Source organism: Lacinutrix sp. MEBiC02404 (assembly GCF_053601575.1).
The window spans coordinates 59390-71491 of record NZ_JBSHNV010000153.1 but is presented as its reverse complement, the minus strand read 5'-3'; the positions used below and the strand labels follow the sequence as shown (position 1 = coordinate 71491).

The window sequence follows — 12102 nt, the reverse complement described above, 5'->3', positions numbered from 1 at the left end:
AAAAAAGCACAGCTAGCAATGGTTGTGCTTTTATTGGTTATTTACACAAGAGATAATGAAAACGAAGTTACATATATTTAAAGTGGTTGCAAAGCACTTGAGCTTCACCAAAGCAGCAGAACAATTATTTGTTTCCCAACCTGCGGTTTCTAAATCCATCAAAAATTTAGAGGAAGAATATAAAACAACCTTTTTTACCAGAAAGAGAAACTCGATAGAACTCACAGCAGAAGGGAAGGCTTTTCTTGTGTATACCAACAGGATACTCGCTGTTTTTTCTGAAATGGAGGAACAGTTTCTACACAAAAAAGACGTTTTTCCAGAGGTTATTGAATTAGGAGTTAGTACAACCTTGTCCAATTATATAATCCCTAAAATAATAGCAAAGTTTAGAGTACAGTTTCCGCAAACAAAATTTAAAATAATAAGTGATAATTCAGCGCATATTGAAGATTATATTCTGAATGAAGAAATAGATTTTGGAATTACGGAAGGTAGTATATCCAATACTAAATTACATTTCGAAAAATTTATTAAAGACGAAATTGTATTGGTAACTAATGTGAATAATACTCTTTTTAAGAAAGGAAGCATTACTATAGAAACACTACAGGAAATTCCTATTATTGAACGAGAAAAAGGTTCTGGAACAAGAGCTATTATTGATAAGTTTCTATTACAAAATAATATAAAAAGTCTTAATAGTGTGGTGTCTTTAAATAGTACGGAAGCGATTAAAAACTACCTGTATCATTCTGATCATTTTGCACTTTTATCTATTAATGCCATTCATAACGACTTAGTGCATAATAAATTAAAAATAATTGACATTAAAGATTTATCGATCGAAAGGTGGTTTTACTTCATAAAAAGAACAGGCTTTCAATCCAAGACTATAGATTACCTAGAAAATTTTATCCGCAACAACTATAACTTTTAGTTATGCTTAATAACTAATTGATTTGCTTAAAGGTTATTTGTTAGAATTACTTTTGTATCGTAATACTACGAAATGATATGAAAGATTTATTATCAAAAGTTGCCTACCTTCTTATAATTAGTATCGCTTTTTTAGGCGGAATAAATAGTCCAACTGCATTAGTGCTCGGCTTTGTTTTTACATTGGTATTAAATAATCCTTTTCCAACGTACAGTCAGAAGGCTTTTCATCTTTTTTTGAAGATCTCGGTGGTTGGTTTAGGTTTCGGAATGTTTATTAATGAAACACTAGAAACCAGTAAGCAAGGAATAGAACTAACCATGTTCTCTATTTTTTTAACACTCAGCTTAGGATTCTTTTTAGCAAGAATTTTGAAATTAGATTTAAAATTAGCACACCTTATTAGTTGTGGAACTGCTATTTGTGGCGGAAGTGCCATTGCAGCAATTTCACCAGTTATTAAAGCAAAAAGCAAAACGATAAGTATTGCTTTAGGTATTGTGTTTTTTTTAAACGCGGTTGCGCTGTTTATTTTTCCTGCAGTAGGTCATTTTTTTAACTTAACACAGGAGCAATTTGGTTTATGGTGTGCTATTGCTATACATGATACCAGTTCTGTGGTTGGAGCTGCTTTGGGTTATGGAGATGAAGCTTTACGAATAGCGACTACAGTGAAACTAACACGAACCTTATGGATTATACCTTTGTCTATTTTTTCTATGTTTCTATTTAAAACAAAAGGAGAGAAAATAAAGATACCCTATTTTATTCTCTTATTTATAATGGCAATTATTATCAATAGTTACCATGTTTTGCCAGAACCTGCAACTGGTTTTATTGTGCTTATGGCAAAACGATTACTTATAGTAACCTTATTCCTTGTAGGGTCTAATATATCTATTCATGATTTAAAATCTTCAGGTATTAAACCCATCTTATTCGCATTTATATTGTGGTTATTTATTTCTGTTTTCTCTCTACTTTATATTTTAAACTAAAAAACAGATTAGATGTGCAGAAGATAACAAAAACAAGAAGTATAGAAACAAAAAAACGCAACCATCGGGTTGCGTTTTTGTTCTAAAAAGATAAGCTTATAAATTATATAACTTTAACGTTTATTGCGTTTAATCCTTTTTTTCCTTCTGTTAATTCGAACTCAACGTCATCGCCTTCACGAACTTCATCGATTAATCCCGAAATGTGTACAAAATGTTCTTTGTTTGAACCTTCTTCTGTGATAAAACCAAATCCTTTGGCATCGTTGAAGAACTTTACTGTTCCTTTACTCATTGTAATGTAATTTATTGTTAATACTAACTATAATACAAAGATAATGCCAATAAATTAAATAAGCTATATTTATTTGTTAATTATCTTAAAACCAGTTTTTTAATGATCTCTTTTCCTAAGCTTTCATTAAGCATTCTAATTATTTTTTCCTTACCATAACTCAATTCTTCTCTTAAAATACTAGAACTTAATTGTATATATAACGTTTCGCGTTCCAATTGTACTGCTGTTGTGTAGTTGTTTACACCATTTCCCATTAGGTTTGCCCAAGCGTCTGCTACATTAACTTTGTCTAAACCACGTTCTAATTTATTGGTTTCTACAAATTCTTTTAAAGCATCGGATATGCTTAAATTTTCATTATTACGTTTTGCCATGCTCACTTCCCACGAAAATGGGACTCTATTTTTAATTAATTCTTATTTATTTCACCTAAATCTAAAGGTTGGTAGCGTTTGTATAAATATACGTCCTTATTCTGGTTTATTATTTTTAACTGCGTCTTAGTTGCTAAAAGAATAGTTTCTTTCCAAGTAGCAAAAGGAGTAGTGTAGTATACGTTTAAACTATCGTTTTCTATAACAACTCGCATCCTTTCTACATCTTTGGAGGTTTCAAAAGTGCCAAGAAAATTAGGCTTTAGTTTTTTTCTGAGACCAGTTAAGCTATCGTTTATTTCAAAATAGTCAATAGTATCATTATAATTATAGTCCTTTTTGCTTCCGTCATGCAATGTAACTTCATCAATTTCCCAGTACCCATTTACATGTGTTATAAAGGTTTCCGGATTTGAAGAACAATTAAAAAGGAGTACAGTTAATAGTATTAATGTGTAGTTTTTCATAATCTAAAAATTTCAAAAGATTGGTGTACTTGTTTTACAGCGTTTTCGGTTCGTTCTGCATGTGTGTCACTAATAAATAGTTGTCCGAAGTTCTCATCATCCACTAATTTAATAATTTTAGTAACACGCTGTTCATCTAACTTATCAAAAATATCATCTAAAAGTAGAATTGGGTTTACGCCACTTTGTTTTTTTATAAAATCAAACTGTGCCAACTTTAAAGCAATTAAAAATGATTTTTGCTGTCCTTGACTCCCAAACTTTTTAATGGGATGTTCTGCAATATTAAAAACCAAATCGTCTTTATGTATACCTCTACTTGTATATTGCAAGGCTTTGTCTTTATTTATAACGCGCATTAAAAGCGTGTTGAGGTCTGCTTCAAATAAATCACTTTTATATACCAAATCTACACTTTCGTTATTATTGCTAATTGCTTCGTAACGCGATTTAAAAATAGGAATAAACGCTTGTAAAAAAGCATCTCTCGATTTAAAAATCCGAGTTCCGTAATCGGTTAATTGGTTATTATAAATTTCAAGAGTATCTTGATTATAGGTGTTATTAAGCGCAAAATATTTTAATAAGGAATTTCTTTGTGCTAAAATCTTATTGTATTTAATTAAATCTTCTAAATACGTCTTATCACTTTGTGAGATTACACTGTCTATAAATTTACGTCTTGTGTCACTTCCTTCCGTAATTAAATCTCGATCTGCTGGTGAAATAATGACCAAAGGAAGAAAGCCAATGTGCTCGCTAAACTTTTCGTAGGCCTTATTATTTCGCTTAATTACCTTCTTTTGACCTTTTTTTAAGCTAATTGCAACTTTTTCTGTGTTATTTTCTTTTTCATAATCACCATTAATCACAAAAAACTCTTCGTTGTGTTTTATATTTTGAGATGCAATAGGATTAAAATAACTTTTACCAAACGAAAGATGGTAAATAGCATCTAGTATATTCGTTTTACCCACGCCATTGTTGCCAACAATGCAATTTATTTTCTCATTAAAGGAGAAAGAAATGCTGTCAAAATTCTTATAATTAAGTAAAGAAAGTGATTTTAAAATCATAAAAAAGTTAGATAAACGGAATTCTAGAAGTTGTTTTCTTAAAATGTCTTGCAAAATATTGAAAAATAACAAATAAATAAACCTTATTTGTGAAGAAAAATTTTATTTTTGCCACGCAATAATTAACAAAATAATGGCTACATACAAGAAAAGAGGATATAAACCGAAAACGAAAGAAGAAGAAGTACATGTTGAAGAGGAAAACTCAACAACTGCTGAAGTCTTTAATACATTAGATGAAACAGCTTCTAAAACCGAAGACTGGGTGATCAAGAACCAAAAATACATTTTTGTAATAATTGGTATTGTAGCTATTGGTGTTTTAGGATATTTAGGTTATAAAGAATTTGTAGCTAAACCAGGACAAACAGAAGCGATGAACGATATGTTTCAAGCGCAAAAGTATTATAATGAAGCCGTAACAGGAACCGAAAAGGATTCTTTATTTAATTTAGCATTGAATGGAGGAGAAGGTAAATATGGTATGTTAGATATTATATCCGAACACAGCGGAACAGAAGCTGCTAACCTTGCAAACTATTATGCAGGAATGGCGTACTTAAACCAAAAAGATTACAAGAATGCAGTTTCGTATTTAGGTAATTATAAAGGTAAAGACGAAGCTACTGGACCTATTGCTAAAGGAGCAATTGGAGATGCTTTTGTACAATTAAACCAAAAAGAAGATGCTTTAGGTTATTATGTGCAAGCTGCTCAAATGCGTAACAATGAATTAACAACACCAATGTACTTATACAAAGCGGGAATTACTGCTTTGGATTTAGGAAAAGCTGGTGAAGCGTTAAAACATTTTAATAAAATTAAAGAAGAATATCCTACTGCTACCGAAGCTTCAAATATTGATGTATTTATAGGTAAAGCAGAAGTGTTGGCTACTAAATAAATAACCGCTTTCGCGGAAGAAATATGGCAACAGTAAATAAAAATTTATCCGATTACGATAAAAACACAATCCCAAACGCGAAAAATTTTCGGTTTGGGATTGTTGTTTCAGAATGGAACGATAACATCACCGAGGGCTTATTTAAAGGTGCTTTGGATACACTTATTGAAAACGGTGTAGAAGAAGAAAATATACTCCGTTGGAATGTTCCTGGTAGCTACGAGCTTATTTTTGGAAGCAAAAAAATGCAACAGTATAATGTCGATGCTGTAATTGCAATTGGTAGTGTGATTCAAGGCGAAACGAAACATTTCGATTTTGTTTGTGAAGCCGTTGCTCAAGGTATTAAAGACTTAAACGTCATACATGATGTTCCTGTGATTTTCTGTGTGCTTACCGATATGAATATGCAGCAAAGTATCGATCGTTCTGGTGGAATTCATGGTAATAAAGGTACAGAAGCTGCTGTAGCTGCAATTAAAATGGCTGCTTTAAATATACTTTAGTTTTTAATATTCCGTTTCTCTTTAACAACATAGCAACAGAATACATAAGGAATTCGGGACTTTTCTATACTGATTTTTTAGTTTCTATATGGAAGGCTGTGCTTTCCGTTATTCCTGAATAATACCTCCATAAACAACGCTGTAATTTCGCACCTTCACATCTTTCAAACAAAACGTTTGCAGTGCTAGTATTTCGTTTTCCTTAAAGAATTTTACTACATCTGTCTTCTAACTTCTGTTTCCTAACCTGTTTGTTAACAATTTTTAGCATTTCGAAACCAATATTTCCTTGTAAATTAAGTAAATTTGAGGGTAACATACACTTTTAACTTTACAGTGAATTTATTTAATCAACGCAGAAACAAATCGTTTAGTTATACACCTAAACACCAGAGAGAACAGGAGCAAACCGAAAAAGAAGCGCTAACTTCCAAATGGGATGCTATTCGAGGAACATCAAAACGGAAAGGAAGTTTTCTTTCTAGCTTAACAGTTATGGTGTTGTTTTTGATAGCTATATTGGTATTGTTATACATTTTAAGTAGTTACTAATAAAGCAAAGCTTATGGGCATTTTTAAAACAAAACAAAACAGAAAGTTTGATTATACACCTCAATACTTTAAAGGGGTAGGGAATCCGTATGAAATTAAACACAAATTTGATGACCAAAGGTCAACGGTTGGTAGTCAGGGAGGAATTAAAACAAAACTAGTTTCTGCACTTAACGACTATAAAAACAACGAAGATAAAAGCGCAAATAAACGTGTTTTAATTATTCTTGCTATCCTCATATTTGTATTTTTGTTTATTATAGATTTTGACGTATCTATATTCTTTTCAAAATAATTTATGGCAGACATTATTCAACTTTTACCCGATCATGTTGCAAACCAGATTGCAGCTGGTGAGGTAGTACAACGACCAGCTTCGGTAGTAAAAGAATTATTAGAAAATGCTATTGATGCGCAAGCGACAAGCATAAAGCTAATAGTAAAAGAGGCTGGAAAAACCTTAATTCAAGTAATAGATGATGGTAAGGGAATGAGCACAACAGATGCTCGTTTGAGTTTTGAGCGTCATGCAACTTCTAAAATTAGAACAGCAGATGATCTTTTTAAACTAAATACCAAAGGTTTTCGTGGCGAAGCTTTAGCAAGTATTGCTGCAATTGCTCATGTAGAGTTAAAAACCAAACAAGAGGATCAAGAGGTTGGTACTAGTATTATTATAGCCGGTAGCGAAATTGAAGAACAAGAAGTAGTTGTAACTCCTAAAGGAACTTCTATTGCGGTTAAAAACTTGTTTTTTAATATTCCTGCAAGACGAAATTTTTTAAAATCGAATACCGTAGAATTACGACATATTATTGATGAATTTCATCGGGTTACTTTAGCGCATCCTAATATTACATTCGCAATGTATCATAATGGATCTGAAGTGTTTCAGCTTCCAGAAAGTAATTATAGACAACGAATTGTAAATTTATTTGGTACTAAAACTAATGAGAAATTAGTTCCTGTAGAAGAAGATACAGAAGTATTGAAGATTTCAGGATTTGTTGGTAAACCAGAATACGCAAAAAAATCTAGAGGAGAACAGTTCTTTTTTGTGAACGATAGATTTATAAAAAGTGCTTATTTAAATCATGCAATAGGCTCGGCCTTTGAAGGTTTGTTAAAAGATGGCGCACATGCAAGCTACTTTTTAAACTTGCAAGTAAATCCGCAAACCATAGATATCAATATACATCCTACAAAAACCGAAATTAAGTTTGATGATGAGCATACTTTATATGCCATTTTGCGCTCTGCGGTGAAACATAGTTTGGGACAATTTAATATTGCTCCTGTTTTAGATTTTGATCGGGATGCTAATTTAGATACACCGTATGGTTTTAAAAATAAAGGAGGAAGTACACCAACCATAGAGGTAGATCGTAGTTTTAATCCTTTTCAAGAAGAAAGAAATCCAGTAGCAAAACAGCAAGTTTCATATAAAAAAGAAGTTGCCGGAAGCTGGGAAGGTTTATATGTTGGTTTAGAATCTAAAAGTACCAAAACACAACAAGATTTTAGCGAAGTGCATTTTGAAAGTGATGAGCAAACTGCTTCTATGTTTACTAATGAAAACGAAGTGGAGCAGCAACAATCTACCTACCAATTAAATAATAAATATATTATTAGTAAGGTAAAGTCTGGAATGCTACTTATCGATCAGCATCGAGCACACCAACGTGTTTTATACGAAGATTTCCTTAAAAACTTGACCGTAAAGGAAGCGATGAGTCAGCAATTGCTGTTTCCGTTGCAATTGCATTTTTCATCGCAAGAAATTGCTATTATTAATCAAGTTAAAGAAGATTTAGAACATACCGGATTTATGTTTGCTTCCATAAATGAAGATAGCTTAGAAATTACAGGAGTCCCGGTAAGTGTTCCAGAGAGTGAGGTTTCTATCATTTTAGAGCAGCTTATTAGCGATGTGGAAAATGAAGTGCCAGATAGTAATTTTAGCGCCACAGATTTATTGGCAAAATCCATGTCTAAAAGTTTGGCCATTAAAACCGGGCAAAGCTTAAGCCTGCAAGAACAAGAACATTTGGTAAATAAGCTTTTTGCTTGTAAAGAACCTAATGTTTCGGCAATGAATAGACCAACTTTTGTAACCATGACGATGGATGAGTTGGATAGAAAATTTTTATAGAATAATAAGTTTCCCTTTTTTCAAGGGAATAGAAATAAGTTTAATTAAAACAGATTTCCTCTAGAGTTTATCTGGAGCCAAGTCGAAAGATGCTAAATTAATATGAATAGAATAACAGATACAGTAAAACATCTAATTATCATAAACGTTCTTATGTTTATTGGTACTTTATTTATTGGTGGCGGACAGTTGTTTTACGAATGGTTTGCGCTATATTTTCCTAAGAATGATGCGTTTCAACCTTGGCAAATAATTACCCACATGTTTATGCATGGTGGAGCAGATTTACAGAATTTTAGCTTAATGCATTTAGGTTTTAATATGTTTGCTTTATGGATGTTTGGTTCTCCAGTGGAACAGGTTTTAGGTAGTAAGAAATTTTTATTTGTCTATATATCCGCAGGGTTAGGAGCAGTATTGTTTCAGTTGGGGTATTATTATTTCAGCTATATTCCTTTATACAATGAATTAATAAGCTCTGGATTGACAAACGATCAATTGGTGCACATGTTTACTTCTAACGAAATTATTTCAGGAATTACAGATGTCCAATTAATAAATTTAAAAGAAGCTTACCCAATTTATAATGCATCTATGGTTGGTGCATCTGGTTGTATTATGGGAATTCTAGCTGCATTTGGTATGATGAATCCAGAAGCAAAACTGATGATGATCTTTTTACCAATTCCTATAAAAGCGAAATATTTTATTCCTGGAATTATTTTATTAGATGTGATCTCTGCAATTTCAGGGCAATCCTTTTTTAGTCCGAGTAATACAGCATACATGGCACATGTTGGTGGTGCAATTACCGGATTTTTAATCATGTGGTATTGGAAAAAAAATCAGTTTAATCAAAACCGTTGGGATTAATGACAAATCTAAATCAAGATATAAAACAAAAACTGACGCAGCTTAATGTGTTTGAAAAGCTTATTGCTGTTAATGTTCTTGTTTTTATACTAGCACAAATTTTAAGGTTTGTTTTAAAGACAGGATCTAGTATGTCCTGGTTCGAGCTGCCTAGCGACTTTTTTGATTTTCTAAAACAACCTTGGAGTATTATTACTTATGCCTTTGTGCATTATGATTTTATTCACATGTTATTTAATATGCTTTGGCTGTATTTTATTGGTAAAATGTTTATCAACTTATTTAATACTAAACTTGCTTTAAATGTGTACTTTCTTGGTGCTATTTCTGGTGCTTTACTATTTTTATTAGCCTATGCATTACTACCAAACGTTTTTAGTTCTGGACATCGATTAGTTGGTGCTTCTGGAGCCGTTAGAGCTTTACTTATTTTTATGTGCGCATATATGCCTAATATGGATTTGCGCGTTTTTACCTTTAATATTAAACTGAAACACGTTGGTATTGCTATTGTAGTTCTAGATTTTGTTGGTCTTTTTGGAGGAAATGCAGGAGGGAACCTTGCTCATTTTGGAGGAACGATACTTGGTTATTTTTATGCTACGCAATTAACTAAAGGGAAAGATATTGGTAAAGGCTTTGAAGGTTTTATGAATGGCTTTACAAATCTGTTTAAAAAGAATCCATCGACACTTAAAACCGTGCATAAAAGGAAAAGCAAAGTTGCTGGTTATACTAAAGATGAATTTAAAGAGTTTAACAACCAAAAGCAAATAGATGTTATTCTAGATAAAATAAGTAAAAGTGGTTATGATAGTTTAACCAAAGAAGAGAAGGAATTATTGTTTCGAGCCGGGAAGTAGTTCCACGTAGTGTTCAGTAAGCAGTTTACAGTAATAATAAAAATAGCTTTTGAACTTTTAATTATCACATGAAAAAATTAAACTTTATAAATAAAATAGTATTCTTCTTCAACTCTGTTGCAGCTACTCTTTTATTGCTTTCTTATGTGTTGCCTTTTGTTGCTCCAAAAAACTTCGCCATTTTATCGGTTCTAAGTTTAGGGGTTCCGCTTTTGATTATAGTAAACGTTTTGTTTTTTCTATATTGGTTGTTAAAAGTAAAAAAACAGTTCTTTTTATCTTTTTTAGTTTTAGTAATTGGCTATTTGTCATTTGGTTCTTTGTATAAATTTGGAAATAAAAAGGAAGTGGATAAAAAAAATAGCCTAGCAGTTATGAATTATAATGTGCGGCTTTTTAATTTATACGATTGGATTGAAGAAGATAGTACAGATCTAAAACTGATTGACTTTATCAAAGAAAAAAAGCCGGATGTAGTTAGTTTTCAGGAATATCATCCACATGAAAATATAGATTTATCTTTTTTTAAGTATAAATTTGAAAAACTTACTGGGAATAAAATTAAATTCGGACAAGCAATTTTTTCGCAATACCCAATTATAAATTCTGGTTCTGTAGCGTTTCCTAATACTTCTAATAATGCCATTTTTGTGGATATTGTGAAGCAAAAAGATACCATTCGAATCTATAATGTACACTTACAATCTTTAAAAATAGATACTAAAGTGGAAGCTATTTCTCAAGAGAATTCGGAACGTTTAGTAAAACGTATTGGTAAATCTTTTATAATGCAGCAAACACAAACCGAATTGTTTTTAAAGCACAAAAAGGAATGTAGGTTTAAAGTAGTGGTTAGTGGCGATTTTAATAATACTGCATTTTCTTATGTGTATAAGGAAATGAAAGAAGGTTTAAAAGATGCTTTTAAAGTTGCAGGAAATGGTTTTGGTAGAACCTATGATTTTAAATTCTTTCCTACGCGAATAGATTTTATTTTAGTGGATGATGCATTTGTTGTAGATACTTTTAAAACCTATGATGTGCATTATTCCGATCATTTTCCGGTGATGGCTAGATTGTCTTTGTTAGAATAATTAGCTGTATTCCAAAGAAATTACATAAAGGCACAATCTGTATAATCTGCAAGTATATGAATACACAAGCCAAGTCCAACTAATCTTGTTTTCTTCGGAATTAATAATAACACATAAAGTACCATTGCGTAATACGTATGTAACGGATGGAAATTAATACTGCATCTATTTGCTTCAAAAATAGGAGTTGCTAGTAAATGATCTAAATCGATAAGTATTCCAGCAGCCATTATTAGATATGCTACTTTCCAATTACTTCTAAAAAAGAGTAGTGCAACTAATAGAGGCAAGCCAAAGTGAATACCATAATGTAAAAAAGATTGTAACATTATAGCTGTTTAAATTGGTTTTCTAAATAGCTTAAAGTATTCGGGCCTTCATTAAAGAGTACGTCTAAAATGCTTAAATTACCAATAAAACCATGTTTTTCTCCAAATACTTGGGTATATGGTTCAAAGTTGAAATCTGGTTCTTTTCTAGAGTTTGCTAAATATCTAAAGTCTGTGTTGTCGGTGGTTTCTTTTTGAAAATTTTCGGTTTCCGAAGTATTTAGATCTAATTGTATGCAATCCAAAATCGTTTCAAAACATTTTAAATTAAAGTCTAAAAGATTTTCAGCTTGTTCTGTAAATAGAGGTAGAAGCTCATCTTCATAGAATTCAAAAAAAGGAGAAGTTTTGTAAGCAGATTCTAAAGACTTCCAATGAAGTATTTGCCATTTTTCTGTATTATGAATTTTTATGTCACTATACTTTTGTCTTTCCTTTTGTGAATATATTACTGGGATACTTAACTGTAATTTGCCATTTGCTGCATAAATAAAAGTTCTATTTCTATAGGTTTGCTTTTGGTAATTGTCATGCACCTCAAAGGTTACTTCACCCGCTTTTAACATGGCAGCAAAGTGTGCTATGTTTGGGAAGTATGTTGGATGTATTAGTATATTCATTTGTAGCTGCTGTCCTTCCGAACTGAATTCCGAATCTATTCAATTAAATTCTTTAT

General features: G+C 31.7%; 15 protein-coding genes. 9 read left to right on the top strand and 6 right to left on the bottom strand.

Annotation, left to right across the window (positions count from 1 at the left end):
* Nucleotides 1-55 precede the first annotated feature (55 nt).
* Entirely contained in the window at nucleotides 56-940 is an 885-nt protein-coding gene (locus tag ACVCXO_RS06785; protein ID WP_452228835.1) for a LysR substrate-binding domain-containing protein, read from the top strand.
* Nucleotides 941-1017: 77 nt separating this feature from the next.
* On the top strand, nucleotides 1018-1938 hold the full coding sequence (locus ACVCXO_RS06780) for a YeiH family protein (RefSeq protein WP_452228834.1): 921 nt from the start codon (nucleotides 1018-1020) through the stop codon (nucleotides 1936-1938).
* A 103-nt stretch (nucleotides 1939-2041) separates the two neighbouring features.
* Here the strand turns inward: ACVCXO_RS06780 and ACVCXO_RS06775 are convergent, their stop codons facing one another.
* The 4 genes from ACVCXO_RS06775 to recF form a co-directional block, all read right to left on the bottom strand.
* Entirely contained in the window at nucleotides 2042-2233 is a 192-nt protein-coding gene (locus ACVCXO_RS06775) for a cold-shock protein (protein WP_452228833.1), read from the bottom strand.
* Nucleotides 2234-2313: 80 nt separating this feature from the next.
* A complete protein-coding gene (locus ACVCXO_RS06770) occupies nucleotides 2314-2610 on the bottom strand; it encodes a DUF721 domain-containing protein (protein WP_452228832.1) in 297 nt (98 codons plus the stop codon).
* A gap of 35 nt (nucleotides 2611-2645) precedes the next feature.
* Nucleotides 2646-3077 (bottom strand): hypothetical protein, encoded by a 432-nt coding sequence (locus ACVCXO_RS06765; protein ID WP_452228831.1) that lies wholly within the window; start codon nucleotides 3075-3077, stop codon nucleotides 2646-2648.
* Nucleotides 3074-4153 carry a DNA replication/repair protein RecF gene (gene recF, locus ACVCXO_RS06760; RefSeq protein WP_452228830.1) on the bottom strand — a complete coding sequence of 360 codons (1080 nt, stop codon included), beginning with the start codon at nucleotides 4151-4153 and terminating at the stop codon, nucleotides 3074-3076. The genes ACVCXO_RS06765 and recF overlap by 4 nt, the downstream gene beginning before the upstream one ends.
* Nucleotides 4154-4286: 133 nt before the next feature.
* Between recF and ACVCXO_RS06755 the strand changes: the two genes are divergently transcribed.
* The 7 genes from ACVCXO_RS06755 to ACVCXO_RS06725 all read left to right on the top strand — a co-directional run bounded on the left by ACVCXO_RS06755 (nucleotide 4287) and on the right by ACVCXO_RS06725 (nucleotide 11097).
* Entirely contained in the window at nucleotides 4287-5057 is a 771-nt protein-coding gene (locus tag ACVCXO_RS06755) for a tetratricopeptide repeat protein (protein WP_452228829.1), read from the top strand.
* Nucleotides 5058-5080: 23 nt separating this feature from the next.
* Nucleotides 5081-5563 (top strand): 6,7-dimethyl-8-ribityllumazine synthase, encoded by a 483-nt coding sequence (ribH, locus tag ACVCXO_RS06750; RefSeq protein WP_452228828.1) that lies wholly within the window; start codon nucleotides 5081-5083, stop codon nucleotides 5561-5563.
* Between the two features lie 565 nt (nucleotides 5564-6128).
* Entirely contained in the window at nucleotides 6129-6410 is a 282-nt protein-coding gene (locus ACVCXO_RS06745) for a riboflavin synthase subunit beta (RefSeq protein ID WP_452228827.1), read from the top strand.
* A 3-nt stretch (nucleotides 6411-6413) separates the two neighbouring features.
* Nucleotides 6414-8267, top strand: coding sequence for a DNA mismatch repair endonuclease MutL (mutL, locus tag ACVCXO_RS06740; RefSeq protein ID WP_452228826.1), 1854 nt, complete (start codon nucleotides 6414-6416; stop codon nucleotides 8265-8267).
* A gap of 102 nt (nucleotides 8268-8369) precedes the next feature.
* Nucleotides 8370-9140, top strand: coding sequence for a rhomboid family intramembrane serine protease (locus ACVCXO_RS06735; protein ID WP_452228825.1), 771 nt, complete (start codon nucleotides 8370-8372; stop codon nucleotides 9138-9140).
* On the top strand, nucleotides 9140-10003 hold the full coding sequence (locus tag ACVCXO_RS06730; protein ID WP_452228824.1) for a rhomboid family intramembrane serine protease: 864 nt from the start codon (nucleotides 9140-9142) through the stop codon (nucleotides 10001-10003). The genes ACVCXO_RS06735 and ACVCXO_RS06730 overlap by 1 nt, the downstream gene beginning before the upstream one ends.
* Nucleotides 10004-10071: 68 nt before the next feature.
* The gene (locus ACVCXO_RS06725) at nucleotides 10072-11097 is read left to right on the top strand and encodes an endonuclease/exonuclease/phosphatase family protein (protein WP_452228823.1); all 1026 of its coding nucleotides are present in this window, start codon (nucleotides 10072-10074) and stop codon (nucleotides 11095-11097) included.
* Nucleotides 11098-11117: 20 nt separating this feature from the next.
* On the opposite strand, the gene ACVCXO_RS06720 is transcribed toward ACVCXO_RS06725, so the two are convergent.
* Both ACVCXO_RS06720 and ACVCXO_RS06715 read right to left on the bottom strand, forming a co-directional pair.
* Nucleotides 11118-11426: a DUF6122 family protein gene (locus ACVCXO_RS06720; RefSeq protein WP_452228822.1), complete on the bottom strand. Its 309-nt coding sequence runs from the start codon at nucleotides 11424-11426 to the stop codon at nucleotides 11118-11120.
* Nucleotides 11426-12046 carry a WbqC family protein gene (locus ACVCXO_RS06715; RefSeq protein WP_452228821.1) on the bottom strand — a complete coding sequence of 207 codons (621 nt, stop codon included), beginning with the start codon at nucleotides 12044-12046 and terminating at the stop codon, nucleotides 11426-11428. The genes ACVCXO_RS06720 and ACVCXO_RS06715 overlap by 1 nt, the downstream gene beginning before the upstream one ends.
* Nucleotides 12047-12102: the final 56 nt, after the last annotated feature.